The sequence below is a fragment of the Neorhizobium sp. T6_25 genome (assembly GCF_002968555.1).
In the GTDB taxonomy this organism is placed as follows: domain Bacteria; phylum Pseudomonadota; class Alphaproteobacteria; order Rhizobiales; family Rhizobiaceae; genus Neorhizobium.
On sequence record NZ_PVBL01000002.1, the window covers coordinates 173,382 to 199,733 of the forward strand.

General features: G+C 63.1%; 25 protein-coding genes. 20 read left to right on the forward strand and 5 right to left on the reverse strand.

Annotated features, from left to right (window positions below; all coding sequences use genetic code 11):
* Window positions 1-2 precede the first annotated feature (2 nt).
* The 10 genes from C5L10_RS02995 to C5L10_RS03040 all read left to right on the forward strand — a co-directional run bounded on the left by C5L10_RS02995 (window position 3) and on the right by C5L10_RS03040 (window position 9,887).
* A complete protein-coding gene (locus tag C5L10_RS02995) occupies window positions 3-890 on the forward strand; it encodes a branched-chain amino acid ABC transporter permease (protein WP_046666492.1) in 888 nt (295 codons plus the stop codon).
* Between the two features lies 1 nt (window position 891).
* A complete protein-coding gene (locus C5L10_RS03000) occupies window positions 892-1,890 on the forward strand; it encodes a branched-chain amino acid ABC transporter permease (protein ID WP_105428481.1) in 999 nt (332 codons plus the stop codon).
* Window positions 1,891-1,960: 70 nt separating this feature from the next.
* Complete coding sequence (locus C5L10_RS03005) at window positions 1,961-3,556, forward strand: GMC family oxidoreductase (protein ID WP_105428482.1); 1,596 nt, start codon at window positions 1,961-1,963, stop codon at window positions 3,554-3,556.
* A gap of 13 nt (window positions 3,557-3,569) precedes the next feature.
* Window positions 3,570-4,649: an enoyl-CoA hydratase/isomerase family protein gene (locus tag C5L10_RS03010; RefSeq protein WP_105428483.1), complete on the forward strand. Its 1,080-nt coding sequence runs from the start codon at window positions 3,570-3,572 to the stop codon at window positions 4,647-4,649.
* Window positions 4,650-4,675: 26 nt separating this feature from the next.
* Window positions 4,676-5,569 carry a 3-hydroxyisobutyrate dehydrogenase gene (gene mmsB, locus C5L10_RS03015; RefSeq protein ID WP_105428484.1) on the forward strand — a complete coding sequence of 298 codons (894 nt, stop codon included), beginning with the start codon at window positions 4,676-4,678 and terminating at the stop codon, window positions 5,567-5,569.
* A gap of 98 nt (window positions 5,570-5,667) precedes the next feature.
* Window positions 5,668-5,871 (forward strand): DUF1059 domain-containing protein, encoded by a 204-nt coding sequence (locus C5L10_RS03020; protein WP_038545604.1) that lies wholly within the window; start codon window positions 5,668-5,670, stop codon window positions 5,869-5,871.
* Window positions 5,872-6,080: 209 nt separating this feature from the next.
* Window positions 6,081-7,079, forward strand: coding sequence for a thiosulfate ABC transporter substrate-binding protein CysP (gene cysP / locus C5L10_RS03025; protein ID WP_046666498.1), 999 nt, complete (start codon window positions 6,081-6,083; stop codon window positions 7,077-7,079).
* A gap of 80 nt (window positions 7,080-7,159) precedes the next feature.
* Window positions 7,160-7,981 carry a sulfate ABC transporter permease subunit CysT gene (gene cysT, locus C5L10_RS03030; protein ID WP_046634406.1) on the forward strand — a complete coding sequence of 274 codons (822 nt, stop codon included), beginning with the start codon at window positions 7,160-7,162 and terminating at the stop codon, window positions 7,979-7,981.
* 2 nt (window positions 7,982-7,983) lie between these two features.
* Window positions 7,984-8,871 (forward strand): sulfate ABC transporter permease subunit CysW, encoded by an 888-nt coding sequence (gene cysW / locus C5L10_RS03035; protein WP_105428485.1) that lies wholly within the window; start codon window positions 7,984-7,986, stop codon window positions 8,869-8,871.
* A complete protein-coding gene (locus C5L10_RS03040; protein ID WP_105428486.1) occupies window positions 8,868-9,887 on the forward strand; it encodes a sulfate/molybdate ABC transporter ATP-binding protein in 1,020 nt (339 codons plus the stop codon). Before cysW ends, C5L10_RS03040 begins: the two co-directional genes overlap by 4 nt.
* 247 nt (window positions 9,888-10,134) lie before the next feature.
* Here C5L10_RS03040 and C5L10_RS03045 read toward each other — a convergent pair whose 3' ends face one another.
* The 3 genes from C5L10_RS03045 to C5L10_RS03055 form a co-directional block, all read right to left on the reverse strand.
* Entirely contained in the window at window positions 10,135-11,235 is a 1,101-nt protein-coding gene (locus C5L10_RS03045; RefSeq protein ID WP_105428487.1) for a DNA alkylation repair protein, read from the reverse strand.
* Between the two features lie 131 nt (window positions 11,236-11,366).
* Complete coding sequence (locus C5L10_RS03050; protein WP_038589985.1) at window positions 11,367-12,803, reverse strand: NAD-dependent succinate-semialdehyde dehydrogenase; 1,437 nt, start codon at window positions 12,801-12,803, stop codon at window positions 11,367-11,369.
* A gap of 116 nt (window positions 12,804-12,919) precedes the next feature.
* A complete protein-coding gene (locus C5L10_RS03055) occupies window positions 12,920-13,501 on the reverse strand; it encodes a cupin domain-containing protein (RefSeq protein ID WP_105428488.1) in 582 nt (193 codons plus the stop codon).
* 219 nt (window positions 13,502-13,720) lie between these two features.
* On the opposite strand from C5L10_RS03055, the gene C5L10_RS03060 reads away from it, so the two are divergent.
* Together C5L10_RS03060 and C5L10_RS03065 are read left to right on the forward strand one after the other, a co-directional pair.
* On the forward strand, window positions 13,721-14,194 hold the full coding sequence (locus C5L10_RS03060; RefSeq protein ID WP_105428489.1) for a VOC family protein: 474 nt from the start codon (window positions 13,721-13,723) through the stop codon (window positions 14,192-14,194).
* A 12-nt stretch (window positions 14,195-14,206) separates the two neighbouring features.
* The gene (locus C5L10_RS03065) at window positions 14,207-14,701 is read left to right on the forward strand and encodes an SRPBCC family protein (protein WP_105428490.1); all 495 of its coding nucleotides are present in this window, start codon (window positions 14,207-14,209) and stop codon (window positions 14,699-14,701) included.
* Window positions 14,702-14,799: 98 nt separating this feature from the next.
* Here C5L10_RS03065 and C5L10_RS03070 read toward each other — a convergent pair whose 3' ends face one another.
* Complete coding sequence (locus tag C5L10_RS03070; protein WP_046600012.1) at window positions 14,800-15,975, reverse strand: acyl-CoA dehydrogenase; 1,176 nt, start codon at window positions 15,973-15,975, stop codon at window positions 14,800-14,802.
* A 114-nt stretch (window positions 15,976-16,089) separates the two neighbouring features.
* Between C5L10_RS03070 and C5L10_RS03075 the strand changes: the two genes are divergently transcribed.
* On the forward strand, window positions 16,090-17,022 hold the full coding sequence (locus C5L10_RS03075) for a LysR family transcriptional regulator (protein WP_105428491.1): 933 nt from the start codon (window positions 16,090-16,092) through the stop codon (window positions 17,020-17,022).
* Window positions 17,023-17,155: 133 nt separating this feature from the next.
* Here C5L10_RS03075 and C5L10_RS03080 read toward each other — a convergent pair whose 3' ends face one another.
* Window positions 17,156-18,583: an amidase gene (locus tag C5L10_RS03080; RefSeq protein ID WP_105428492.1), complete on the reverse strand. Its 1,428-nt coding sequence runs from the start codon at window positions 18,581-18,583 to the stop codon at window positions 17,156-17,158.
* A 151-nt stretch (window positions 18,584-18,734) separates the two neighbouring features.
* Between C5L10_RS03080 and C5L10_RS03085 the strand changes: the two genes are divergently transcribed.
* The 7 genes from C5L10_RS03085 to C5L10_RS03115 all read left to right on the forward strand — a co-directional run bounded on the left by C5L10_RS03085 (window position 18,735) and on the right by C5L10_RS03115 (window position 26,352).
* Window positions 18,735-19,832, forward strand: coding sequence for a LacI family DNA-binding transcriptional regulator (locus C5L10_RS03085; protein WP_105428493.1), 1,098 nt, complete (start codon window positions 18,735-18,737; stop codon window positions 19,830-19,832).
* On the forward strand, window positions 19,829-20,863 hold the full coding sequence (locus C5L10_RS03090) for a PotD/PotF family extracellular solute-binding protein (protein WP_105428494.1): 1,035 nt from the start codon (window positions 19,829-19,831) through the stop codon (window positions 20,861-20,863). The genes C5L10_RS03085 and C5L10_RS03090 overlap by 4 nt, the downstream gene beginning before the upstream one ends.
* A 100-nt stretch (window positions 20,864-20,963) precedes the next feature.
* A complete protein-coding gene (locus C5L10_RS03095; protein WP_105400045.1) occupies window positions 20,964-21,806 on the forward strand; it encodes an ABC transporter permease in 843 nt (280 codons plus the stop codon).
* Window positions 21,803-22,585, forward strand: coding sequence for an ABC transporter permease (locus C5L10_RS03100; protein WP_046608344.1), 783 nt, complete (start codon window positions 21,803-21,805; stop codon window positions 22,583-22,585). Before C5L10_RS03095 ends, C5L10_RS03100 begins: the two co-directional genes overlap by 4 nt.
* Window positions 22,578-23,615, forward strand: a complete 1,038-nt coding sequence (locus C5L10_RS03105) for an ABC transporter ATP-binding protein (RefSeq protein ID WP_105428495.1) — start codon at window positions 22,578-22,580, stop codon at window positions 23,613-23,615. Before C5L10_RS03100 ends, C5L10_RS03105 begins: the two co-directional genes overlap by 8 nt.
* Before the next feature lie 11 nt (window positions 23,616-23,626).
* Window positions 23,627-24,568 carry a nucleoside hydrolase gene (locus C5L10_RS03110; protein WP_105428496.1) on the forward strand — a complete coding sequence of 314 codons (942 nt, stop codon included), beginning with the start codon at window positions 23,627-23,629 and terminating at the stop codon, window positions 24,566-24,568.
* Window positions 24,565-26,352, forward strand: a complete 1,788-nt coding sequence (locus C5L10_RS03115; protein ID WP_245447910.1) for an adenine deaminase — start codon at window positions 24,565-24,567, stop codon at window positions 26,350-26,352. The genes C5L10_RS03110 and C5L10_RS03115 overlap by 4 nt, the downstream gene beginning before the upstream one ends.

Genomic DNA, 26,352 nt, shown 5'->3' on the forward strand with positions numbered 1-26,352 from the left:
TTATGACGATGATCTTCGGCATACCGCTTCAGGCCTTTCTCGGGCAGCTCCTGATCGGCCTGATCAACGGGTCCTTCTACGCGCTTCTGAGCCTCGGCCTGGCGGTCATCTTCGGCCTTCTGCGCGTCATCAACTTTGCCCATGGCGCGCAGTACATGCTCGGCGCCTTTGCGGCGATGCTGATGCTGGAGTATTTCGGCATCAACTACTGGGCCGCGCTGATCCTCGGGCCGATCGTCGTTGGCCTGTTCGGAGCCATCATCGAACGGACGATGCTGTCGCGGCTCTACGATCTCGATCCACTCTACGGCCTGCTCTTCACGTTCGGCCTGGCGCTGACCATCGAGGGCACGTTCCGCTATCTCTACGGCGCGGCCGGCCAGCCCTATTCGGTGCCGACGCAGCTTGCCGGCGGCACCAATCTCGGTTTCATGTTCCTGCCGATCTATCGCGGCTGGGTGGTCGTCGTGTCGCTGGTTGCCTGCATCGGTACATGGCTGCTGATCGAGAAGACCAAGCTCGGTGCCTATCTTCGTGCCGCGACCGAAAATCCGGTGCTTGTGCAGGCCTTCGGTGTCAACGTGCCGGTGCTCCTGACGCTCACCTACGGGCTCGGTGCGGCGCTCGCCGCCTTCGCGGGCGTGCTCGCCGCGCCGATCTACCAGGTCTCGCCGCTGATGGGCTCGAACATCATCATCGTGGTTTTCGCAGTGGTCGTGGTCGGCGGCATGGGCTCGATCATGGGCGCCATCGTCACCGGTTACATGCTCGGTATTGCAGAGGGCCTCACCAAGGTGTTCTATCCGGAAGCATCCAACATCGTGATCTTCGTGATCATGGCAATCGTGCTTCTGCTCCGGCCAGCCGGCCTTTTCGGACGGGATGCGTGAGATGAGCGAGATGACCCAAACCGCTGCCAAGCCGCGTATCGAGCGATCGGCCACCGCTTCCAGGACCTACACGATCTTCGTGATCATCGGCCTGGCGGCTCTGATCCTCGCGCCGATGTTCTTCTACCCGATCTTCCTGATGAAGCTCCTGTGCTTCGCGCTGTTTGCATGCGCCTTCAACCTGCTGCTCGGTTATACCGGGCTGCTCTCCTTCGGCCACGCGACCTTCTTCGGCGGCGCGGCTTATTTCACCGCCCATGTGGTCAAGGAATGGGGCTTTCCGCCGGAACTCGGTATCCTGACCGGCGTCGTCGGTGCAGCATTGCTCGGCCTGGTCATGGGGTTCTTCGCGATCCGCCGGCAGGGCATCTATTTCGCGATGATCACGCTCGCCCTGTCGCAGATGTTCTTCTTCTTCTGCCTGCAGGCGGAGTTCACCCAAGGCGAGGACGGCATCCAGTCGGTGCCGCGCGGCCATCTGTTCGGTTTCATCGGTCTCAACAGCTCGACCAACATGTATTACTTCGTGCTGGCCGTGTTCCTGATCGGCATGGTGATCATCTGGCGGTTCATCAACTCGCCCTTCGGCATGATCCTCCGGTCGATCCGCGAGAACGAGCCGCGCGCGATCTCGCTCGGCTACTCCGTCGCCCGCTACAAGCTCGGGGCCTTCGTGATGTCGGCGGCCCTGGCAGGCCTTGCGGGCGGGCTGAAGTCGCTGGTCTTCCAGTTCGCGACGCTGACGGATGTCGCCTGGCAGATGTCGGGCGAAGTGATCCTGATGACGCTTCTCGGCGGCATCGGCACGCTGATCGGGCCGATCTTCGGCGCGGGCCTGGTGGTCACGCTGCAAAACTATCTGGCGACGTCTCAATTCCCGGTGACCATCGTCACCGGCGTGATCTTCATGGTCTGCGTCCTCGTTTTCCGGCGGGGCATTATCGGGGAATTCTACGCCTCCCGGCTCGGCCGGAAGCTCGGTTTCGAGCATAGACGATAAGATAGAGGGAGGGCGCAGGGATGCGGCTTGCGGGCATGGCTCGCGGGGCGCTTCTCCCTGGAGCATAAGCATGGAAAATTACGACTACATCGTCATCGGGGCGGGCAGCGCCGGCTGCGTATTGGCCAATCGGCTATCGAAGGACCCGGGCAACCGGGTGCTGATCCTCGAAGCGGGCGGCAATGACAACTATCATTGGGTGCATATTCCTGTCGGTTACCTCTACTGCATCAACAATCCGCGCACCGATTGGTGTTTTACCACCGAAAAGGAAGAGGGGCTGAACGGCCGTTCGCTCTCCTATCCGCGCGGAAAGATCCTCGGCGGCTGCTCGTCGATCAACGGCATGATCTACATGCGCGGGCAGGCTTACGACTACGACATGTGGCGGCAGATGGGCTGCACCGGCTGGGGCTGGGACGATGTCCTGCCTATCTTCAAGAAATCGCAGGATTTCTACAAGGGCGCCGACGAGATGCACGGCGCTGGCGGCGAATGGCGCATCGAAAAGCAGCGTCTTCGCTGGGCCGTGCTCGACAGTTTCCAGAAGGCGGCGGAAGAGGCCGGGATCCCGATCGTCGACGACTTCAATCGCGGCAGCAACGAGGGCTCCAGCTATTTCGACGTCAACCAGCGCTCCGGGATCCGCTGGAACACGTCCAAGGCCTTCCTGCGCCCGGCGATGAAGCGGCCGAACCTCACCGTGCTCACCAAGGCGCATGTTCGAAAGCTGATCATCGAAAACGGCGAGGTGAAGGGCGTCGAGTTCCAGCACGACGGGGTGGCGAAGAAGGCCTATGCAAGACGCGAAACCGTGCTCAGCGCCGGCGCCATCGGCACGCCGCATATTCTAGAACTCTCCGGCATCGGCCGCGGCGATGTCCTGCAAGACGCGGGTGTCGAAGTGGTCAAGGAGGTCAAGGCTGTCGGCGAGAACCTGCAGGACCACCTGCAACTCCGCCTCGTCTACAAGGTGACCGGTGTTCCGACCCTCAACGAAAAGGCGTCGAGCCTGATCGGCAAGGCCTCGATCGGGCTGGAATACGCCTTCCGGCGCTCCGGGCCGATGTCGATGGCGCCGAGCCAGCTCGGCATCTTCACCAAATCCGGTCCCGACAAGGAGACGCCGGATCTCGAATATCACGTCCAGCCGGTGTCGCTCGACAAGTTCGGCGAACCGGTCCACTCGTTCCCGGCAATGACCGCGAGCGTCTGCAATCTTCGTCCCGAGAGCCGCGGGTCCGTGCATCTGAAAAGCCCGGATTTTGCCGCGGCTCCGGGCATCCATCCGAACTACCTGTCGACGGCCGCCGACCGCGACGTCGCCGTCAAGTCGATCCGGATCACCCGCGAGATCGTCAGGAAACCGGCATTTGCGCGCTATCATCCTGAAGAATACAGGCCCGGCCCCTCCTACGAGACCGATGCGGACCTCGAAAGGGCGGCCGGCGACATCGGCACGACGATCTTCCACCCGGTCGGCACCGCACGTATGGGATCCGATCCGGACAGCGTCGTCGATCCCCGGCTAAAAATGCGCGCAGTCGGAAAGCTGCGTATCGCCGATGCCTCGATCATGCCCAATATAGTCTCCGGCAACACCAATTCGCCGACGATCATGATCGCCGAAAAGGCGGCCGAGATGATCCTGGCGGACAATCGGTAGACCGGAGAAACGCATGCCCGATACCTCCATCCAGAGCGACGAAGTCCTCATCGACCGCATCGGTTCGGCCGCCATCATCGGGCTCAACCGGCCGAGGGCACTGAACAGCCTGAACTTCGCCATGGTGCGGGCGATGAAGCAGGCGCTGGAGCAGTTTGCGCGCGATCCGGAAATCTCCTGTGTCATCCTGAAAGGCGAGGGAGAGCGCGGTCTTTGCGCCGGAGGAGATATCCGGGTCATCTACGAGAGCGGCAAGTCGGACGATCCTGACGTCACGCGATTCTGGCGCGAGGAATTCCCGGTCAACTACATGATCTCCCGCTACGAAAAGCCGTATGTGGTGCTGATGGACGGCATCGTCATGGGCGGCGGCGTCGGCGTCGCCTCGCACGGAAAACACAGGATCGTCACGGAACGCACCCGTCTTGCCATGCCCGAGACAGGCATCGGCTACGTCCCGGATGTCGGTGCAACTTGGCTGCTCCCGCGCGCGCCCGGCGAGACCGGCACCTGGATGGGGCTGACGGGCGAGGTGATCGGCGCGGCAGACGCCATCTATACCAATCTTGCCGACGTGAACGTGCCCTCGGAACGGCTCGGCCTGCTTGTCGAGGCGCTGGGGGAACTGAAAGGCGGCGCGTCGGACGAGCAGGTGAGGGCGGTGATCGATCGTTTCGCCGTTACGCCGGGTGAAAGCCCACTCGAAGCCCATCGCGACCTGATCGACCGGGTTTTCCGCTTCGACACGGTCGAGGAGGTTGTGGAAGCCCTGAATAGAGAGGATGATGAATTCTCCACCAGGACGCGCGACATCATCGCCAAGCGCTCGCCGACCAGCCTCAAGCTCGCGCTTCGGCTCATCAGACTTGGCCGCGACAGTTCGGGCCTTGTCGAATGCCTGGAGCGGGAATTCACCGCCGGCGCCGAAATCCTGCGCAACCACGATTTCTACGAGGGCGTGCGCGCCGCGATCATCGACAAGGACCGCAATCCGAAATGGTCTCCGGCAACGCTGGAGGAGGTCGGCGATACGGATATCGACCGCTATTTCAGTGCGCGGCATCCGGTTCTGTTTCCGGATCACAGACTTTAAAACAACAACGACGACGGGAGGAAGACATGACCAAGATCGCTTTCGTGGGCCTTGGCAATATGGGTGGGCCGATGGCCGCCAATCTTGTGAAAGCCGGTCATGAGGTGCGCGGTTTCGACCTGTCGGAAGCGTCGGTGAAGGCGGCCGCCGAGACGGGCGTGAAGGCTGCCGGCGCACTGGCGGAGGCGGTGCGCGATGCGGAATGCGTCATCACCATGCTGCCGAAGGGGCAGCACGTCACGGCCGTGTGGACCGATCTCACCACGCTCATCCCCGAGGGCACTCTCGTCATCGACTGCTCGACCATCGACGTGGAAAGCGCCCGCAAGGCACATGAACTGGCGGATGTCATGAACTGCATCTCGCTCGATGCACCCGTCTCCGGCGGCACCGGCGGAGCGGCGGCCGGAACGCTCACCTTCATGGTCGGCGGTTCGGAAAAGGCTTTCGCCCTGGGCAAGCCGATCCTCGAGGGGATGGGAAAGAAGATCGTCCATTGTGGCGACGCCGGCGCCGGCCAGGCGGCAAAGATCTGCAACAACATGATATTGGGCATCTCGATGATCGGCGTCTGCGAAGCATTCGGCCTCGCGGAAAAGCTCGGCCTTTCGCATCAGGCGCTGTTCGACGTCGCCTCCACCTCGTCAGGCCAGTGCTGGTCTCTCACCACCTATTGCCCGGTGCCGGGTCCGGTGCCCACCTCGCCGGCGAATAACGACTACAGGCCGGGCTTTGCCGCAGCGCTGATGCTGAAAGACCTGGCGCTGTCGCAGGAGGCCGCAAGACAGTCTGGCGCCGCCACGCCGCTCGGTGCCCATGCGGCCGAGCTTTATGCCGAGTTTGAAAGGACGGGGCACGGCGCGGAGGATTTCTCCGCCATCATCCAGATGCTGCGGGAGAAGGCGGGCAGGACGAGCTAGGCCGATTGATCAGGCAGGCGGTGTTTGTTTCCTCTGCGCAAAGGGAGTAAATTCCCGTCCTCTGGCCAATCGGTTCAGGGCTTGTGATGGAGGCAGACATGGGACGCCAATACATCGATTGCCGCGAATTTCCGAGCGAGATGAAATGCACCGTTGCGATCTCGGCGGACAACGCGGATGAACTCGTCAATGCAGCCGTGCAGCATGCCATTTCCGTGCACGGTCACCACGACACTCCGGAATTCCGCACGGAGATCAGGAAGGCTATCCACGAGATGGATGTCCCGCGCGTCGTCGCCTGACGATGCAGCGACAGGGCTTTGCCGAGACTTCCGGTGCTGCCTCTTCCAATGACGCAGCGCCGGTTCGGATGACGCGCGAAAAGCTCCGCCGTTCATGGCGAATAATGGACAAAATTTCTAACGCCGTACCAAAGGAAAGTCCGCGGTTCCTCGCCGTTTGCTGGGCGTACCGGTAGTTTCACCGGCACAATCCAACACCGGAGACTTGCATGAACCGCCTCCTGATCCTCGGCACCGCGCTTATTGCGCCCTTGGCCGCGCTTTTTGTTACCCCCGCGCTGGCCCAGTCTCCGACGAAGCTGCTCAACGCCTCCTACGACGTTTCGCGCGAGCTGTTCGTCGCCGAGAATGAGGCCTTCATCAAGAGCCATCCGGGCGTCACCATCGACCAGTCGCATGCCGGCACCTCGAAGCAGGCCCGTTCGATCGCCGAAGGCCTTGAAGCCGACGTCGTGACCTTCAACCAGTCGACCGACATCGATTTTCTCGCCAAACAAGGTTTCGTTGCCAAGGACTGGACCAAGGCATTCCCGAACAACGCCTCGCCCTTCTATTCCTTCCCGTCGTTCCTGGTGCGCGCCGGCAATCCGAAGAACATCAAGGATTGGGGCGACCTCGCTCGCGCTGACGTGCATGCCGTTTTCCCGAACCCGAAGACCTCGGGCAACGCCCGCTATACCTATCTCGCCGCCTATGCCTGGGCCAAGGAAGCCTATAAGGGCGACGAAGAGAAGATCGATGCCTATATCACCAAGATCTTCGACAACGTCCCGGTCTTCGATACCGGCGGCCGGGCCTCCACCACCACCTTCGTCGAGCGCGAAACCGGCGACGTGCTGATCACATTCGAGGCCGAGACCCGCGGCATCGTCAAGCAGTACGGCGCCGACAAGGTGCAGAGCGTCATCCCGTCGGTCAGCCTGCTCGCCGAATTCCCGGTCGCGGTGGTCGACAAGGTCGCTAAGAAGCACGGCACCGAAGCCCTCGCGAAATCCTATCTCGACTTCCTCTATACGGAAGAAGGCCAGCGGATCGCTGCCCAGTTCGGCCATCGCGTCCAGAACGAAAAGGTCGCCGGCGAATTCAAGGATCAGTTCCCGGCGATCCGTCTCGTCAAGGTCGATGACGTCTTCGGCGGCTGGGACAAGATCCAGAAGGACCACTTCGCCTCCGGCGGCACTCTCGACAAGCTGTACGGCAGCCGCTAAGCGCAGACTGGACTTTAACCAAGCCTCGCCCGGCGAACGAAAGTTCGCCGGGCTTTGCCGTGCAAAGAGGAAACGACCGCTTGAGACGCAATGTCCTGCCCGGGTTACGCCTGTCGCTGGGGGTGACGCTGTTTTATGTCGGGCTGATCGTGGTCCTGCCTTTGGCAGCTCTGGTCTTCAAGGCCGCGAGCCTTGGCCCGGAGGATTACTGGCGGATCGTCTCCTCGTCCCGGGCGCTCGCGAGCTACCGCGTCACCGTGCTTTCGGCGCTCGGCGCCACTGTCTTCAACCTGTTCTTCGGCCTGGCGCTCGCCTGGGTGTTGACGCGCTATCGGTTCCCGGGCTGGCGGATCGTCGATGCCATGGTCGATCTGCCCTTCGCGCTGCCGACGGCGGTGGCCGGCATTGCCCTGACGGCGCTTTTCACCACCAATGGCTGGTTCGGTTCCATCCTTGCCGACCTCGGGATCAAGGTCGCCTATACGCCGCTCGGCATCATGATCGCGATGTGTTTCACCTCGCTGCCGTTCATCGTGCGCACGGTGCAGCCGGTGCTGGAAGATCTGGATCCGGCGCTGGAAGAGGCGGCGCAGTCGCTTGGCGGCTCGGACTGGGAGATTTTCCGGAAAGTCATCCTGCCGCTTCTGACCCCGGCGCTGCTCGCCGGGGTGTCGCTCTCCTTCGCCCGCTCGCTCGGTGAGTTCGGTGCGATCATCTTCATCGCCGGCAACCAGCCGATGTCGACGGAGATCACCGCACTTCTCGTCTTCATCCGGCTGGAGGAATACGATTACCAGGCCGCGGCGGCCATCGCCTCGGTGCTGCTGATTGCGGCCTTCGTCATGCTTGCGCTCACCAACTGGATGCAGTCGCGGGCGCTTCGTTACACGGTGAGGGGGTGACCATGGGCGCGACCCGTACAGGCAGAAAGCCGCCGCGCGTCGGCGACCAGCCGCTCTTCCGCCGAATGCTGATCGGCATCGTTCTGGTGATCGTCGCCCTGCTGATCGTTGCGCCGCTGGTGGTCATCGGCGTCGAGGCATTTTCGAAGGGGTGGGCTGTCTATCGCGACACGATCAGTCATCCGGATACGCTGCATGCGATCGGGCTCACGGTGTTTGCGGCAATCGTCGCAGTGCCGGTCAACACGGCTTTCGGTATCGCAGCCGCCTGGTCGATCACCAAGTTCGACTTCTGGGGCAGGCGTTTCCTGCTGGTCGTCATCGAGATCCCGTTTTCGGTCTCGCCGATCGTCGCGGGTGTCGCCTATCTCTTCGTCTACGGCCTGCAGGGCGTCTTCGGTCCGACGCTGGACGAATACGGGATCAAAGTCCTGTTCGCGATCCCCGGCATCATCCTCGCCTCGATGTTCGTCACCGCCCCCTTCGTCGCCCGCGAATTGATCCCGCTGATGCAGGCGCAGGGCCGCGATCTTGAGGAGGCCGCCACCTCGCTCGGCGCGTCCGGCTGGCGGACCTTCTTCTCGGTGACGCTGCCGAACATCAAATGGGCGCTGCTTTACGGCGTCGTGCTCTGCAACGCCCGCGTCATGGGCGAGTTCGGCGCGGTCTCCGTCGTCTCTGGCAATATTCGCGGGCAGACCAATACGCTGCCGCTGCATATCGAGCTGCTCTATCACGACTATCAGGCGGCCGGCGCCTTTGCCGCGGCCTCCATCCTGGCGCTCATCGCCGTCTTCACCATCATCGCCAAGGTGGCGCTGGAGCGCCAGGGGGCCGGCCGCGTCCGTCGCCCTGCTCTGGTCGCCAATCCCGCGGAGAAAACCCAATGAAAATCCGCCTCGAAAACGTCGTCAAAACCTTCGAGACCTTTCGCGCCGTGCGGGATGTCTCCCTCACGATCGAAAGCGGCGAACTCGTCGCGCTGCTCGGTCCGTCCGGTTCCGGCAAGACGACCATCCTGCGCATGGTCGCCGGCCTCGAATATGCCGATGGCGGCCACATCTATTTCGGCGACCAGGACGCCACCGACATTCCCGTGCGCGACCGCGGCGTCGGTTTCGTCTTCCAGCATTACGCGCTGTTTCCGCACATGACGGTGGCGGAAAACATCGCCTTCGGCATGAAGGTCTCGAAAGTGAAGCGCGAGAAGGCGGCGATCGATGCGCGTGTCGTAGAGCTGCTGAGATTGGTGCGCCTGGAAGGTCTCGGCGACCGGTTCCCGGCGCAGATTTCCGGCGGCCAGCGGCAGCGCGTGGCGCTGGCCCGGGCGCTGTCGGTCGATCCCAAGGTGTTGCTGCTCGATGAGCCGTTCGGCGCACTCGACGCAAACGTGCGCCATGACCTGCGCCGCTGGCTGCGTGAGATCCACCGCGAGCTCGGCATCACCACGATCTTCGTCACCCACGACCAGGAGGAGGCGCTGGATCTCGCCGATCGCGTCGTTATCCTCAAGGATGGCCACATCATCCAGCGGGGCACGGCGGAAGAAGTCTGCCGCAATCCGCAATCCGCCTTCGTGATGAAGTTCCTCGGCGATACCAACGTGCTCGCCGCCGAAGTGCGCGACGGCAAGGCCTATGCAAGCGGTGCTGCAATCGACGTTTCCGGCATTGCGGACGGCAAGGCGGAACTCTACGCCCGCCCCGCCGATCTCGACTGGTCCGGGCAGGGGCCGGGCATTCCGGCCAGCATCACCCGCGTGCTCGACCGCCCGGACGGACGGCGGGTGCTGGCGACCACCGAGACCGGCGAACAGCTGGAATTCGACGTCGAGCCGGAGCGGGCTGTGAAGGCGGGCGAGGGCGGTTTTGTGACGCTGCGGCGGGCGAAAGTGTTCGCGGTCTAGGCGGTTCTCGTTGGGTGACTTCGCCAAGAAGAGATTCTGACACTATAGGCACTGCGCCAGTGCCGCCCCCTCATCCGACCCTTCGGGCCACCTTCTCCCCGCTGCGGAGAAGGGGTTATGCAGCACGGTCTTCGTTGCCTTCTTTACCGAAGAGGGAAAAGGCCATCCTCTCCCCTTGGGGAGAGGTCCGCCGAGCGAAGCGGAGGCGGGGTGAGGGGGCCGCACCCGCCAACCTGGCCGAAAAAGCTTAAGCCAGAAGCTCGAACGCACCCTCGGCCAGCACCTCGCCGTTGACCACCAGCTCGACCGGATGTCGGCCGGCGTAGTGCACGCGAGTGGTAAAATCGCGGATGGCGCGGCTGATCGTGAGTTCGCAGCTCTCGCCGGCACCCAGCGTGATCTCCTTCCACTTGAAGACCTTCTTCGACGTGCCGCCGGCCTTCTTCACGTAGTGGACCGCATAGTCGATGACGAGCTTCTGCGGCGCCGACGCGGTCGATACCAACCTGGCCGATATCTTCACCGCGCCGCCGAGTTTCAGCGACGACGGCGTCACCGTGAAACTGTCGATATTTACCTCCGCCTTCTCGCCGGCGCCGAGATGGTGCAGCGCTTCCGCATCGCCCTTCTTGATCAGCGTGCGCAGCGCCTGTTTGATGATCCAAACGGTGCGCGGGTCGTCCTTCGGCCAGTCGGCGATCCTGTCGAGCACCCAGGCAGGATGGTCCTTGGTGATGTCGTTCAGATGGTTGGCGACGGATTTGCGCACGTAAAGGCTCGGGTCGCTCTTCAGGTTTTCGAGGATCGGCGCGACAGGCGAGGGGTCGGCAATCAGTTCCTTCAGCTGGAACGACCAGGGCAGGCGCGGCCGGCAGCCTTCGCTCGAAAGTCGGCGCACGTGCTCGTTGTCGTCCCGCGACCAGCGCTCCATCACCTTCAGCGTCCGGGCGAGGTCCTTCAGGAGGAAATGCCGGATGGCGAATTCCGACGAGCCGAAGCGGGTGAAGAAGGCGAGCGCATCCATCGACAGGTCGAAATGGTCATGGCCGTGGAGCGCCACATATTCCGGCAACACGATGGAGGCGAAGCCGTGGTTGATGCGCGGTGCCAGTGCCCGCAGGATGTCGATATTCTTTTCGAACCCGCCTGGCAGGACTGCGTGGTAGGCAATGGCGATCTGGCGCAGGCGCTGCATGATGCTCAGATCGTCGAGACCGGCGGAAGTGAGCGTCAGAAAGCGTTCGCCATCGAATCCGGGATGGATGGCCTTGGTCTCCGCCGCGAAATGCCCGAGGCGATCGCGGTTGAAGATTTCCTTCAGGAGCGGTGCTGCTTCAGTCTCGGCCATGGCGCTTCATCCGATGTTCACTGTTTGTTTTGGTATTTGACTCGAAGGACGCGGACAAGGGCAAAGAAAAACGCCGGCCGGTGCAGGGGCACCGACCGGCGTCGAGAAATCGGTTCGAAAAAACCGTCAAATCAGCTCATCTGGCTGACGAAGCGGGTTTCGAGATAGGCTTCGGTGGCTTCCGAGCCACCTTCCGTGCCGTAGCCAGAGTCCTTGATGCCGCCGAACGGTACTTCCGGCAGGGCCAGGCCGTTGTGGTTGATGGTCAGCATGCCGGCTTCCACCTGGCGGCTGAGCGCATGGGCGGTCTTGACCGAGCCGGTGAAGGCGTAGGAGGCGAGGCCGAAGGGCAGGCGGTTGGCTTCCGCGATCGCATCGTCGTAATGCGAGAAGCGGTTGATGATCGCGATCGGGCCGAAGGGCTCGTCGTTCATGATCTTGGCCGATGTCGGCACTTCGGAGAGCACCGTCGGCTCGAAGAAGTGGCCCTTGTTGCCGATGCGATGGCCGCCGGTCTTCAACTCGCCGCCATGGGTGATGGCGTCCTGAATCAAGGCTTCCATGGCCGGGATGCGGCGCTCGTTGGCGAGCGGACCCATGGTGACGCCGTCTTCCAGGCCGTTGCCGACCTTGATCGCCTGTGCCGCCTTGACGAAACCGGCGGTGAACTTGTCGGCGATACCGTCCTGCACGAGGAAGCGGGTCGGGGCGACGCAGACCTGGCCGGCATTGCGGAATTTCGACATGGCGGTGACTTCGATCGCCTTTTCGAGATCGGCATCGTCGAAGATCATCACCGGCGCATGGCCGCCGAGTTCCATCGTGGCGCGCTTCATGTGCTTGCCGGCAAGGGCGGCCAGATGCTTGCCGATCGGGGTAGAGCCGGTGAACGAGATCTTGCGGATGACCGGATGCGGGATCAGGTATTCGGAAATCTCGGCCGGAATGCCGTAGACGAGGTTGACGACGCCTGCAGGCACGCCAGCATCGATGAAGGCGCGGATCAGTTCGGCAGGCGAAGCGGGCGTTTCCTCAGGCGCCTTGACGATGATCGAGCAACCGGTCGCAAGAGCTGCGGAGAGCTTGCGGACCACCTGGTTGAGCGGGAAATTCCAGGGCGTGAAGGCGGCGACCGGGCCGACCGGCAGCTTGATCGCCATCTGCGAGACGCCGCTCATGCGGGCCGGGATGATCTGGCCATAGGTGCGGCGGGCTTCTTCGGCGAACCAGTCGATCGTGTCGGCGGCGCCCATGACTTCCATCTTCGACTGGGCGAGCGGCTTGCCCTGTTCGCGGGTCATGTAATAGGCGATCTGGTCGACGCGCTGGCGCAGCAGGTCAGCGGCCTTGCGCATCAGCTTCGAACGGTCGAAGGGCGAGGTGTCGCGCCAGATCTTGAAACCCTTTTCGGCGGCTTCCAGCGCCAGGTCCAGGTCCGCCTTGCGGGCATGGGCTATTTTCCCGATCACTTCTTCCGTCGCGGGATCGGAAACATCGATGGTTTCGCCGCCGATGGCATCGCGCCATTCGCCGTTGATGAAAAGCTTGACGTCGGGATAGCTGTGCATGGTGTCCACTTTCATTTCAAGGCTGGATACGCCGTTTTAAAGGCGTTAAGAGAGGGTCCGGGAATATCGGGTTCTGACCTAAAATAATTGACAGCAACAATCAACGTTGCTCTATCTTAAAGATAGGGTGGCGTGCAGGCACTTACCACCTCGCAACGCTCGGTTCCGACGTTACGATATCGGTGGGGCTGACGGCTGTCGAAAAGGAAGGCGTCGCCCTTCTTGAGGATGCGCGTCTGGCTGCCGACGGTCAGTTCCAGTTCGCCGGCGACGACCACGCCGCCTTCTTCCGCCTCATGCTGCAGCATGGTCTCGCCGGTATCGGCGCCGGGCTCGTAGAACTCGTGGAAAATCTGGACGCTGTGGGATTTGGCGTCGCCGACCTGCAGCAGCGTCAAAGCGCCGGTCGAAAGCGGCGTCAGTTCATCGGCGCGGTAGAATACCTGGTCGACCGGCGGCAGCGTCAGCGCGAAAAAGTCGGTCAGCGGATAGTTGATTGCTTCGAGGATCTTCTTCAGCGAGACGACCGAAGGGCTGACCTTGTTCTTCTCGATCAGCGAGACGAGGGAATGGGTGACGCCCGCCTTGACCGCCAGCGCCCGCTGCGACAGGCCGTGCTGCTTGCGCACCAGACAAAGACGCTCGCCGACATTGAAACCGCCACCGGCTCCTTCCGCCGAATTCTCCATGGCGTGCATTCTTCAAAACGACCTTTGTTTCATTTCCTCGCCGCCGATTACGGCAGCGTTTCACTGATACACCGAAGGCGGGAATTTCTCCAATGACGAAAAACGGCGCGGTTGGTGAGTGGATGCAAATTTTTTCAGCGGGATGTCGGATTAGCGAAAGCACGTGCGTCTTTAAGATATGGTCGCCGTCGACGGCCGCCCAACCAGGATTGAAAAGGGAGAAATGCAATGGCGAAGAACACGATCTGCTTATGGTTCGACAAGGACGCCGAGGAGGCTGCCCGCTTCTATGCAGAGACTTTTCCGGACAGCGCGGTCGGCGCCGTAATGCGCGCGCCCGGCGACTATCCGGATGGCAAGCAGGGAGACGTGCTGGTGGTGGAATTCACCGTTGCCGGAGTGGCATGCATCGGCCTGAACGGCGGCCCGACCTTCCAGCACAACGAAGCGTTTTCCTTCCAGATCTCGACCGAAGACCAGGAAGAGACCGATCGCTACTGGAACGCCATCGTCGGTAACGGCGGTCAGGAAAGCGAATGCGGCTGGTGCAAGGATAAATGGGGTATCTCCTGGCAGATCACGCCGCGCGTCCTCATGGAGGCAATGGCGGTCGGCGGCGGCGAGGCGAAACGTGCCTTCGATGCGATGATGACCATGAAGAAGATCGATGTCGCGACAATCGAAGCTGCCCGGCGTGGCTAGGGGGGACAACCGATGGACAAAAAGGTGAGCGGTGACCGCACGGCGGTCGAACGCAGATCGGAGCGCGAAGTCGCGGTGACGCGCACCTTCAACGCCCCGGTCGGCCTCGTGTTCGATGCATGGACCAAGCCCGAATTGTTCAAGCTGTGGTGGGCGCCCAAGTCCAGCGGCGTCCCGCTTCTCGCCTGCGAGATGGATGTCCGTGCCGGAAGGGGCTACAGCGTCACGTTCGGACATGACGCCGCAAGCTCCATGACCTTCTTCGGAAAATATCTCGAAGTATCGCCGCCCTCGCGCCTCGTCTGGACCAATGACGAAAGCGAAAACGGCTCCGTCACCACGGTCACCTTCGAGGGGGAGGAAGGCGGCAGGACGCTGCTGGTCCTGCACGAACGTTATCCTTCCAAGGAAGCGGCCGACGAATCCTGCGCCGGCATGGAAGGCGCGATGCCCGAACAGTTCGGGCAACTGGATGAACTTCTCGTCACCCTGGGCGCGCGTGTGTGAACTCGCGACCGCCAGCGGCTGAAACGCCGAGATCGCGATATAAAAGCCCGGCGCGCTGGAAGCGGCCGGGCTGATTGTCGAAGCGGTAAAGCTTCCGCTCAGAAAAACGCCTGGATACCCGTCTGGGCGCGGCCCAGGATCAGCGCGTGGACGTCGTGCGTGCCTTCGTAGGTGTTGACCGTTTCCAGGTTCTGCGAATGGCGCATGACGTGGTACTCGATCTGGATGCCGTTGCCGCCGTGCATGTCGCGGGCTTGCCTCGCGATATCCAGCGCCTTGCCGCAATTGTTGCGCTTGACGATGGAGATCATTTCAGGGGCCATCTTGTGCTGGTCCATCAGCTGGCCGACGCGGAGCGAAGCCTGCAGGCCGAGGGTGATTTCGGTCTGCATGTCGGCGAGCTTCTTCTGGTAGAGTTGCATGCCGGCAAGCGGCTTGCCGAACTGTTTTCTGTCGAGACCGTACTGGCGGGCGCGGAACCAGCAGTCTTCGGCCGCACCCATAACGCCCCAGGAAATGCCATAGCGGGCGCGGTTGAGGCAGCCGAAAGGACCCTTGAGGCCCGAAACATTCGGCAGGATCGCATCCTCGCCGACTTCGACGCTGTCCATGACGATCTCGCCGGTGATCGAGGCACGCAGCGACAGCTTGCCGCCGATCTTCGGCGCCGAGAGACCTTTCATGCCCTTTTCGAGCACGAAGCCGCGGATCTCGTTGTTGTGGGCTTCCGATTTGGCCCAGACGACGAAGACGTCGGCGATCGGCGCGTTGGAGATCCACATCTTCGAGCCGCGCAGGCGATAACCGCCTTCGATCTTTTCGGCGCGGGTCTTCATGCCGCCCGGATCTGAGCCGGCATCCGGCTCTGTCAGGCCGAAACAGCCGATCAGTTCGCCGGAGACGAGGCCGGGCAGATACTTCTTTTTCTGCTCGTCGGAGCCGTAGGCGAAGATCGGATAGATGACCAGCGAGGATTGCACGCTCATCATCGAGCGGTAGCCGCTGTCGATACGCTCGATCTCGCGGGCGACGAGGCCGTAGGCGACGTAGGAAGCATTGGCAGCGCCGTATTCTTCCGGCAGGGTCACACCGAGCAGGCCGGTCTGGCCCATCAGCTTGAAGAGGCCCTTATCGGTCGTCTCGTCGAGATAGGCTTCCTGGACGCGCGGCAGGAGTTCGGCCTTAGCGAAGGCGGCAGCCGCGTCACGGATCATCCGCTCCTCGTCGGTCAGCTGCTCTTCGAGAAGAAAGGGATCGTTCCAGGAAAAAGCCAAGGGTCTGCCTCCGGTTTGAAATCTGGCAAATTGAAGTTTAAAGAATTATCGCCAGCACAGTGCTCGAGAGCAAGCACCGTTTACTCATCAAGCCATGATCTATAGTAATAGGCAATGGTCAGCCTCTCGCGAAAATTGCTCCCCTCCACCTCCGCGCTCGCGGCCTTCGATTCCGTCGCCCGGCTAGGCAGTTTCTCAGGCGCGGCGGAAGAGCTGTCGCTGACGCAAGGAGCGATCAGCCGGCAGGTTTCCGGCCTGGAGGAGCAGTTGGGGATCCAGCTTTTCGACCGTACCAGCCGCGGCGTCAGCCTCACGTCGGCGGGTGCGGAATATGCCAAGGTGGTTGCGAACGCACTGTCGCAGATCCGTTCCGCTTCATTGCAGGTCATGACCAAACGGCATAGCGATCAGCTGAACCTCGCGATCCTGCCGACTTTCGGTACCCGTTGGCTGATGCCGCGCATTCCGCAATTCGTTGCAAGGCATCCGGAGATCACACTCAATTTCGCCACCCGCATCGGGGTCTTCGATTTCGATCGCGACGGCATCGACATGGCGATCCACATAGGGCCTAGGGGTGAAAAGGGGCCGGACTGGCCGGGCGCGGAATGCACCTTCCTGATGGAGGAAATGGTGGCGCCGGTCTCATCGCCGGCATTCCTCGCTTCGCACCCGATCAAAAAGGCAGAGGACCTGATGCGCCTGCCGTTGCTGCACATGGCCTCGCGGCCGGGCGCCTGGAACCACTGGTTCGAAAGCCTCGGCATCAGCGGAACGCCGTCGCAGGGCATGCGCTTCGAACAGTTCGGCAATGTCGCCCAGGCCTGTATCGCGGGCCTCGGCGTTGCGCTGATGCCGCTTTTCCTGATCGACTCGGAACTGGCGAACGGCCAGCTTGTCGAAGCGTACCCGCATCAGGTGACGAGCCCCAGCGCCTACTATGCGGTGGCGCCGCTCAGCAAGGTCGATTTCCGGCCGGTGGTGGCTTTTCGGGCGTGGCTGATCGAGGAGGTCGGGCGGTATCGAGAAGAAGTTGTGGGCTGGTAGGTCGGGTGCGAGGAGCCCCTCCCCCTTTTTGGGGAGGGGTTGGGGAGGGGAGTTCATCCAGCATCAAAACCCCTCCCGCCTGCCGGCCACCCTCCCCACAAGGGGGAGGGTTAAACACGCCGCGCCGCCTCGGTTAAAGCTTGGGCCGCCTGTCCAGCCAATCCGTGGCCGCTTCATAGGCAAGCGCAATCTCCAGCACCGCCTTGTCGGCGTGCGGCCGGCCGATGATCTGGATGCCGGCGGGCAGGCCGTTTGCGCCAAAGCCGGCGGGCATGGCGGCGACCGGCAGGCCGGCCATCGAGGCCGGGACCACCACTTCCATCCAGCGGTGATAGGTGTCCATCGTCCGGCCGCCGATCTCCTTCGGCCAATGGGTCTCCGCATCGAAGGGGAAGACCTGGGCGGACGGCAGGATCAGATAGTCGTACCGGTCGAACACGGTCAGCAGGTATTGATACCAGGCGCTGCGGCGTTTCGAGGCGAAATGCACCTCGCGCGCCGTCATGTCGAGCCCACGCTCGATTTCCCAGATGATCTCGGGCTTCATCTTGGCGCGCTTTTCCGGATCGTCGTAGTTGTCGCGCATGCCGCTCGCGGCCAGCCAGCTGCGCAGCGTTGTCCAGGAGCGCCAGAGGTCGTCCATGTCGAACTCCGGAGCGAACTCGTCCACCGTGCAGCCGATCTGTTCGAAAACCGGAAGCGTCGCGCGGCAGAGCTCCAGCACGCCTGCCTCGAACGGCAGGTAATCGCCGAGATCACCGAGCCAGGCGATGCGAGCGCCTGAAAAGTCGCGGCCACCCTTCGGCGTCAGGTCCTCGGTCGGCAGGGATAGCGGATCGCGCGGATCGTAACCGGCCTGAGTCGAAAGCAGGGCGGCGACATCGCGCACCGTGCGACCCATAGGTCCCAGGACGGAGAGCTGGCCCATGAAGTTCTCCAGCTTCAGGGAGGAGGGGACGCGGCCGAAACTCGGGCGGAAACCGACCACGTTGTTGAAGGCTGCGGGGTTGCGCAGCGAGCCCATCATGTCTCCGCCATCCGCGACCGGCAGGAGATGTGCCGAAAGGGCCGCCGCCGCGCCGCCGCTCGAACCGCCGACCGTCTTGGTCAGGTCGTAGGGGTTCCTGGTGATACCGTGCACCGGATTGTAGCTCTGCGAGCCGAGCCCCTGTTCGGGCGTGTTGGTCTTGCCGATGATGATCGCGCCGGCCGCGCGGATGCGCTCGACCATCACCTCGTCCTTCTCAGGCACGAAATCGGCAAAGATCGGCGATCCATAGGTGCAGCGTATGCCCTTCACTTCGCAGAGATCCTTGATGGCGATCGGCATGCCATGCATCCAGCCGCGCGATTTGCCCGAGGCAAGCTCTGCGTCGCGTTCCGTGGCTTCAGTCAGAAGCTCTTCCCGGCTGCGCAGGCTGACGATCGCGTTGATTGCGGGGTTGAGCCTGTCGATCCGTCCCAGATAGGCCGTCATCACTTCGGCGCAGGAGGCCCGGCCATCATGGATCGCTTCCGAAAGTGCCGTGGCGGAAAGGCCGGTTATCTCGTCGTCCTGCATTGCTGTTTCCTCATGAATACTTGAGGATTTCCACAGGTCGGGGCGGGGAAGTCAAGGCCGCATGTGGGGATATTCGGACCGCATTTACAAACGACTCGACAAAGGCCGTTGATCAAAGTATTCGTGCTTAAACGTTTAATCAGGGCATGATATGGCTTCACCCCGTCCCGGACCGAACATGAGCGCCATCGCTGCCGCCCTCGGCGTGTCGGCGGCGACCGTGTCGAATGCGCTTTCCGGCAAGGGACGCGTGTCGCCGGAGCTTATCGAGAAGGTGCGCGCCAAGGCAAGCGAGCTCGGTTATGTGCCGAGCCTGACCGCCCGGGCGCTGCGCACCGGCCGCACCGGCGTACTCGGGCTTGTCCTGCCGGATATCGCCAATCCGCTCTTCCCGCAGATTGCCCAGGCGATCGAGAACGCCGCCTCGAACGCCGGCTACGGCGTGCTCATCGCCGACTCCCGCGGCGATATCGCGGCGCAGACCGAGGCGATCGGCCGGCTTCTGGAACGCGGCGTCGATGGCATGGTCATCGTTCCCCGGCGTGGCACGCGGATCGCCGATGTCGGCTGTCCCGTTGCCGTGATCGATACGCCCTCCACGCCCGGCAATACCGTTTCCGCCGACCATTGGGACGGCGGCAGCCAGATGGGCCGCCATCTTGCGGAGCTTGGCCACCGCAAGGTGCTGCTGATCGGCACCAGCGCCTCCTCGAACGTGCAGAACGACCGGATCGGCGGGCTGAAGGCTGGCCTCGGCGCGCAGGTCGAATGCGATACGATGTGGATCGAGAAGGTCGAGGCAGTTTCGGGCGAAGGCTGCCCGCTCGGTCTGGCGGACAAGGCCAGGGCAGGTTTTACGGCCTTTGCGGCCGTCTCCGATCTTTCGGCGCTTCGGGCGCTGACGGAACTGCAGCGCGCCGGCATCGGCGTGCCGGAAACGGTCAGCGTCACCGGTTTCGACGATCTCATCTGGTCGGCGGTCGTCACGCCGGCGCTCACCACGGTACGCATGGACATGGCCACGATCGCCGATCTGGCGATTGCCGCGCTGATCCGCGCGATCGAGCCCGAGGGAGAGGCCGAGAACGGAGCCGAGGAGATTTCGACCGGCAACGTTACCTCCGAGACGGATCGCGTCCCGATGCAGCTCATCGTGCGCCAGTCGACGGCCGCCCCGCAGACCGGTCGCACTCCGAATTTGCATGCCCCAACCCTCAACAAGCCGACAGCAGGAGAAATCACATCATGAACAAGGTCATTCTTGCGTCGGGCACCGCCCTGATGCTCACCATGGGTGCCGCGCAGACCCCGGCCCTCGCCCAGGAAAAGACGCTGACGATTTCCGTCTATGCGCTGGCCCAGGACGAATACAAGCAGATCGTCTACGATCCCTTCCAGAAGATCTGCGGCTGCAAGCTGGTCGTCGAGACCGGCAACAGCGTCGAGCGCCTCGCCAAGATGGAAGCCAACAAGGCCAACCCGGTCGTCGACATGGCCGTCATTTCGATGGCGGATGCGCTCGCCGCCTCGCGCGCCGGCCTGACCGACAAGATCGATACTTCCAAGCTCTCGAATTTCAGCAAACTCTATGACGTTGCCAAGGATCCGAACGGCGACGGCATGAGCGTCGGCTACACGTTCTATGCAACCTCGATCGCCTACCGTTCGGACAAGATGAAGATCGACAGCTGGGCCGATCTGCTGAAGCCGGAATATGCAAGCCACGTCGCCTGGCCGAACGTCACCACTAACCAGGGCCCGCCGGCGCTCTACATGCTGGGCCTGGCCCTCGCCAAGGACACGCCGGACCTGAAGGCCCCGATCGAAGCGGTCGGCGCCAAGAAGGGCGAGATCGTCACCTTCTATGAGAAGTCGTCGCAGCTGGTGCAGCTGATGCAGCAGGAAGAAATCTGGGCAGCGCCGATCGGCCGCTTCACCTGGGCGCCCTTCACCAAGCTCGGTTTCCCGATCGCCTGGGCCACACCGAAGGAAGGCCAGACGGGCGGCATGAACGTCATGACGGTCACCAAGGGCTCCAAGAACCGCGACCTCGCGCTGCAGTTCATGGATTTCTGGCTCTCGACCGAAGTCCAGACCAAGCTCGCCGAAAAGCTGATCGACAGCCCGTCCAACAAGGATGTCAAACTTCGCGAAGCGATTGCCAACAGCCTCACCTATGGCGAGGAAACGGCAAAGAGCCTGAAGCTGATCCCGTCCGCCGTCGCACTCGACAACCGTGCCGGCTGGATCAAGACCTGGAACGAGAAGGTCGGCCAGTAAGGGCCAACGCAATCACGGAATAGCCTCCCAAGGCTGAGGGATGCGGGCAGCGCGCGAATGCCTGCCCGCATCCCGACTAGTTGAACAGGATCGAACCACCATGTTCCAGAACAGGGCTGAAGCGCTGGCACTCGCGCTGCCGGCCGCGATCTTCGCGGCGGCGGTGTTTCTCGTGCCTGTGGTGATCCTGCTATCGGATGGATTTCGCGTGCCGACCGGCGGCTGGACGATTTCCGCCTATACGGACTTCTTCTCCAATTCGCTGAACCAGACGGTCTTCCTGCGCACGCTCCGGCTCGGCGCCCTCGTTACCATCGCCTCGGCCGTGATCGGTTATGCGGCGGCGTTCGCGATCGTCAGCCTGGAACCCGGCGCCAAGGGCAAGGTCACAGGCCTCGTAGTGCTGCCGCTGATGATCTCGCCGGTCGCCCGCACCTATGCCTGGATCGTCATCCTCGGCCGCACCGGCATCGTCAACCAGGCTTTCCAGGCGCTCGGCATCACCGAAGCGCCGCTGCGCATCCTGTTCTCGGAGACGGCTATTTTCATCGGTCTGCTGCAGCTCTTCCTGCCGCTGATGATCATCTCGCTGATCTCCGCGCTCGAAAACATGCCGAAAGATGCCATTCCGGCGGCCCGCGTACTCGGCGCCAACTGGTTCCAGGTGTTCTGGAAGGTCGTGCTGCCGCTCACCAAGGAAGGCCTGGTCGTCGGCGGCACGCTGGTCTTCACCGGCTCGCTGACCGCCTATATCACCCCCGCCATCCTCGGCGGCTCAAAGGTGCTGATGCTGGAAACGCTGCTCTACCAGCAGGTCGCGGTCTCCAACAATTTCGTCGCTGCAAGCGTCATCGCCTTCATCCTGATCGTCATGAGCTTTGCCGCCAACATCCTTCTCAAGCGGGTCGCCACGGCGCGCAACAAGCAGAGGAGCCAGGCATGACGCTGCGCAGCCTCTTCATTCCGATCACGCTCCTCCTGGTGATCGCCTTCCTGATCGGGCCCTTCCTGATCATCGTCGCGGCATCCTTCTCGGCCGGCGAGACGCTAGCCTTCCCGCCGCAGGGATTTTCGCTGCGCTGGATCGCCAAGGTATTTACGGTCGAAAGTTTCCGCGCCTCGTTCGGCATGTCGCTGTTTTTGGCGATCGGCGGCACGGCGGCGGCGCTTGTCCTCGGCATCCCGGCCTCCTACGCCCTGTCGCGCTACAAGCTGCCGGGAGCCGAGATCGTCCGCACCATCGTCTCGGCGCCGATCATCGTGCCGGGCATCATCGTCGGCCTGGCGCTGCTGCGTTACATCGTCGTGCCGTTCCAGGTCGGAATCACGCTGGCGCTGTTCCTCGCCCACACGGCGCTGGTCCTGCCCTATGCGGTTCGGGTCGTCTCCGCCAGCCTCGACAACCTGCGCTCCGACATCGAGGAAGCGGCCGTGCTGCTCGGTTCCTCGCGGCTCGGCGCTTTCTTCCGGGTGGTAATGCCGAACATCCGCGGCGGCATCATGTCGGCCTTCATCCTCGGCTTCGTCACCAGCTTCAACCAGGTGCCGGTATCGCTGTTCCTCTCGGGGCCGGGCGTGCGCACCCTGCCGGTCGACATGATCGCCTATATGGAAATCGTCTTCGATCCCTCCGTCGCAGCGCTCTCGTCGCTGCTCGCCTTCCTCTCCATCGGCATCGTTTTCATTGCCGAACGTTTCCTGGGGTTCTCCCGCTATGTCTGATGCGTCCTATCTCTCGCTCGAAAAGCTGACGCTCGCCTATGGCGATTCCGTTGCCGTCGCCAACCTCGATCTCGATATCCGCAAGGGCGAGTTGATCGCGCTGCTCGGCCCTTCCGGCTGCGGCAAGACCACGACGATGCGGGCGATCGCCGGCCTGCTGGCGGTAAAGAGCGGCGATGTGCGCCTCGACGGCGCCGACATTACCCGGGTACCGGCGAACAAACGCGCCGTCGGCCTGATGTTCCAGTCCTACGCGCTCTTCCCGCATCTTTCCGTCTACGAGAACGTCGCCTTCGGGCTGAAGCTCAAGGGCATGCGCGGCACCGAACTCGATACCAAGGTCCAGTCCGGCCTGAAGTCCGTCGGACTGTCGGCCTTCGCCAACCGCAAGCCGGCCGAACTCTCCGGCGGCCAGCAGCAGCGCGTGGCGCTCGCCCGTTCGATGGTGATGGAACCGAAGGTGCTGCTGCTCGATGAGCCGCTGTCGAACCTCGACGCCCGCCTTCGCCTCGAAATGCGCACCGAGCTGCAGCGCGTCCAGAAGGAGACTGGGGTGACGATGATCTTCGTCACCCACGACCAGGCCGAAGCTTTGGCGCTCGCCGACCGCATTGTGGTCATGAAGAGCGGTAAGATAGAGCAGATCGGTTCGCCGGAAGACATCTACAACCGCCCGACATCGTCCTTCGTCGCGGACTTCGTCGGGTTCGAAAACATTTTCCCGCTCGAAAACGGAAAGATGAAGACCAGTGCCGGTCTCATCGACCTTTCAGGCGACGTTTCCAGCGGGGCCCCTTCAGCGGCGGGCCTTGCCTGGCGGCCGCGTATGGTGACCCTGGGGACAGGTCCTTTCCAGGGCACCGTGCGCGGTACATCCTTTGCCGGCGACGCACGGGAATACCTGCTCGACAGCTCCTTCGGTCCGATCAAGGCCGAGGTGGAGGCAAGCCAGCCGGCGCATGCGCTGGGCGATGCTCTTGCCTTCGACCTGCCGGCCGAAAAGGCCGCGCCGCTCTCGCGATTCGTGTAGGATCCGCCGACATGGGTATCTGGATCGACACGGACATGGGTTTCGACGACATCGCTGCGATCATGGTCGCAGCGCATGCGGGGCTCGGCGTCGACGGCGTTTCGCTGGTCTTCGGCAACGCGCCTATCGAGCATGTCCGCCGCAATGCAGCCGGCGCAGCCTCCGCTTTCGTCTGGCCCTTCCCGGTCCACGCGGGACGCGCGGCACCGGTGCTCGCAAAAATGGAGACCGCGACCGGTATCTTGGGCCAGACCGGCATCCCGACCGCCGGCCGGGCTCTGCCCGAAGCACCGGATGTATTTCATGCCGATGCCTTCGAAGTGCTCTGTTCCTGGCTCGAAAAGAGCAAAGGTGATGGTGAAGAGGGAGGCGAATGCCGCATCATGGCGCTTGGACCGCTCACCAATGTCGCGGCAGTGGCGCTCGCCCGACCGGATCTTGCAGCCAAGATCACCGATCTCACCTGGATGGGCGGCGGGGTCACCACCGGCAATCATACCGCATCCGCGGAGTTCAACGCCTTTGCCGATCCGGAAGCGTTGGCGATCGTGCTCGCTCACAAGATCCCGTTGCGGATGGTCGATCTCGATCTCTGCCGCAAGGTGCTCTGCGCGCCGGACGACGTTGCGCCGATCCGGGCTGCCGGCGGGCGCAATGCCGAACTGGTTGCCGATCTGCTCGCCGGGTTCGTGGCGATCGCCACCAGCCGCGGCCGGCCGGCCATGGCGCTCTACGATGCGGTCGCGGCCGTCGCCTTAGCCTTTCCGGAACATGTCACCTGGCGCGAAGCGCGCATCGATGTCGAACTGTCAGGCACGCTGACGCGCGGCCGCACCGTGGTCGAGACGCGCACCGGCCGGGGCGAATTCAATGCGGCCTATGGCGTCGATATCGATGTCGAAAAGGCGAGAGCCATCATTCTTGAAACACTGCGGGCAGAGGCAAGCTGGTGAAGAGTATCATCTCGAGCGTACAGGAATTCACCGAACCGGGCTTGCGTGACCGCGCCGTCACCGCGGCACGCGGCGACGCGCCGTTCGACATCCTGATATCGGGCGGCACGCTGGTCGACATGGTGACGGGCGAGCTGCGCCCGGCCGATATCGGCCTCGTCGGACCGGTAATCGCCAGCGTCCATGAGACCGGCTCCCGCTCGGATGCTGCGGAGATCATCGACGCGACGGGCATGTTTGTCTCGCCCGGCCTCATCGACACGCATATGCATATCGAAAGTTCGATGGTGACGCCGGCGACCTATGCGGGCGCCGTGCTGCCGCGCGGGGTGACGACCGTCGTCTGGGACCCGCATGAATTCGGCAATGTGCACGGGACCGAAGGTGTGGCATGGGCGCTCGAAGCGGTGAAGCCGCTGCCGCTGCGTGCCGTCGTTCTGGCGCCGTCCTGCGTGCCGTCGGCGCCCGGGCTCGAAATGGCCGGCGCCGATTTCGACGCGGCGACGATCGAGGAAATGCTGTTCTGGCCGAAGATCGGCGGGCTTGCCGAGGTCATGAACATGCGCGGCGTCATCGACCGCGATCCGCGCATGAGCGGCATCGTGCAGGCGGCGCTGGTGTCCGAAAAGCTGGTCTGCGGCCATGCCCGCAGCCTCGTCGGGCCGGATCTCGCAGCCTTCATGGCGTCCGGCATCACCTCCGACCACGAGCTCGTCTCCGGCGCCGACCTGATGGCCAAGCTGCGTGCGGGCCTGACGATCGAGATGCGCGGATCCCATGATCATCTGCTGCCGGAATTCGTCGAGGCACTCAACGCGCTCGGACGTTTGCCACAGACGGTGACGCTCTGCACCGACGACGTCTTTCCGGACGATCTCGTTCAGGGCGGCGGCCTCGACGACGTGGTGCGCCGGCTCGTACGTTACGGCATGAAACCGGAATGGGCGCTGCAGGCGGCGACGCTCAACGCTTCGGTCCGCATCGGCCGCGCCGATCTCGGCCTGATCGCCGCCGGTCGGCGAGGCGATATCGTCCTCTTCGAGGATCTCACGGATTTCCGCGCCCGCCATGTCTTTGCCAGCGGCACGCTGATTTCGCGTGACGGCGTCATGACGGTCGAACTCGATGCGACCGACCCCTGCGTTCTGCAGGATTCGGTCAAGCTCAAGCCGCTTCAGGCGGACGATTTCAAACTGCCCGCAAAGGGCCGCAAAGTCAGGCTCGCGACGATCGACCGTCCGCGCTTCACGAACTGGGGGCAGACGGATGCGGATGTCGTCGATGGTTACGTGGTACCCCCGGAGGGCACGACACTGATCGCCGTGACCCACCGCCACGGCCGGGCCGACAGCCGCACCCGTCTTGGGTTCGTGACCGGCTGGGGCACGTGGAAGGGCGCATTCGCCACCACGCTTGCCCATGACAGCCATAACCTCACCGTCTTCGGGTCCGACCCGGCCGACATGGCGGCTGCCGCCAATGCGGTGATCGAGGCCGGCGGCGGCATGGCTGTGGCAACCGGCGGCAAGGTCGAAGCCCTGTTGCCGCTGCCGCTTTCCGGCCTCGTCTCGGAGGCGCCGATGGCGGAGGTGGCCGAAGGTTTCCGGAAAATCCGCGCCGCCATGGACGGTCTCGTCGACTGGCAGCCCCCTTATCTCGTGTTCAAGGCCTGTTTCGGCGCAACCCTTGCCTGCAATCCCGGCCCGCACCAGACCGATCGCGGCATTGCCGACGTCGCCACCGGCAGGCTATTGGAATCGCCGATCCTCGAAATTCTCGAATAG

Bases quoted from the DNA above. Each gene is read 5' to 3' on its own strand.
- C5L10_RS02995 (WP_046666492.1), top strand. From the start codon at position 3: ATGACGATGATCTTCGGCATACCGCTTCAGGCCTTTCTCGGGCAGCTC.
- C5L10_RS03000 (WP_105428481.1), top strand. From the start codon at position 892: ATGAGCGAGATGACCCAAACCGCTGCCAAGCCGCGTATCGAGCGATCG.
- C5L10_RS03005 (WP_105428482.1), top strand. From the start codon at position 1,961: ATGGAAAATTACGACTACATCGTCATCGGGGCGGGCAGCGCCGGCTGC.
- C5L10_RS03010 (WP_105428483.1), top strand. From the start codon at position 3,570: ATGCCCGATACCTCCATCCAGAGCGACGAAGTCCTCATCGACCGCATC.
- mmsB (WP_105428484.1), top strand. From the start codon at position 4,676: ATGACCAAGATCGCTTTCGTGGGCCTTGGCAATATGGGTGGGCCGATG.
- C5L10_RS03020 (WP_038545604.1), top strand. From the start codon at position 5,668: ATGGGACGCCAATACATCGATTGCCGCGAATTTCCGAGCGAGATGAAA.
- cysP (WP_046666498.1), top strand. From the start codon at position 6,081: ATGAACCGCCTCCTGATCCTCGGCACCGCGCTTATTGCGCCCTTGGCC.
- cysW (WP_105428485.1), top strand. From the start codon at position 7,984: ATGGGCGCGACCCGTACAGGCAGAAAGCCGCCGCGCGTCGGCGACCAG.
- C5L10_RS03040 (WP_105428486.1), top strand. From the start codon at position 8,868: ATGAAAATCCGCCTCGAAAACGTCGTCAAAACCTTCGAGACCTTTCGC.
- C5L10_RS03045 (WP_105428487.1), bottom strand. From the start codon at position 11,235: ATGGCCGAGACTGAAGCAGCACCGCTCCTGAAGGAAATCTTCAACCGC.
- C5L10_RS03050 (WP_038589985.1), bottom strand. From the start codon at position 12,803: ATGCACAGCTATCCCGACGTCAAGCTTTTCATCAACGGCGAATGGCGC.
- C5L10_RS03055 (WP_105428488.1), bottom strand. From the start codon at position 13,501: ATGCACGCCATGGAGAATTCGGCGGAAGGAGCCGGTGGCGGTTTCAAT.
- C5L10_RS03060 (WP_105428489.1), top strand. From the start codon at position 13,721: ATGGCGAAGAACACGATCTGCTTATGGTTCGACAAGGACGCCGAGGAG.
- C5L10_RS03065 (WP_105428490.1), top strand. From the start codon at position 14,207: ATGGACAAAAAGGTGAGCGGTGACCGCACGGCGGTCGAACGCAGATCG.
- C5L10_RS03075 (WP_105428491.1), top strand. From the start codon at position 16,090: ATGGTCAGCCTCTCGCGAAAATTGCTCCCCTCCACCTCCGCGCTCGCG.
- C5L10_RS03080 (WP_105428492.1), bottom strand. From the start codon at position 18,583: ATGCAGGACGACGAGATAACCGGCCTTTCCGCCACGGCACTTTCGGAA.
- C5L10_RS03085 (WP_105428493.1), top strand. From the start codon at position 18,735: ATGGCTTCACCCCGTCCCGGACCGAACATGAGCGCCATCGCTGCCGCC.
- C5L10_RS03090 (WP_105428494.1), top strand. From the start codon at position 19,829: ATGAACAAGGTCATTCTTGCGTCGGGCACCGCCCTGATGCTCACCATG.
- C5L10_RS03095 (WP_105400045.1), top strand. From the start codon at position 20,964: ATGTTCCAGAACAGGGCTGAAGCGCTGGCACTCGCGCTGCCGGCCGCG.
- C5L10_RS03100 (WP_046608344.1), top strand. From the start codon at position 21,803: ATGACGCTGCGCAGCCTCTTCATTCCGATCACGCTCCTCCTGGTGATC.
- C5L10_RS03105 (WP_105428495.1), top strand. From the start codon at position 22,578: ATGTCTGATGCGTCCTATCTCTCGCTCGAAAAGCTGACGCTCGCCTAT.
- C5L10_RS03110 (WP_105428496.1), top strand. From the start codon at position 23,627: ATGGGTATCTGGATCGACACGGACATGGGTTTCGACGACATCGCTGCG.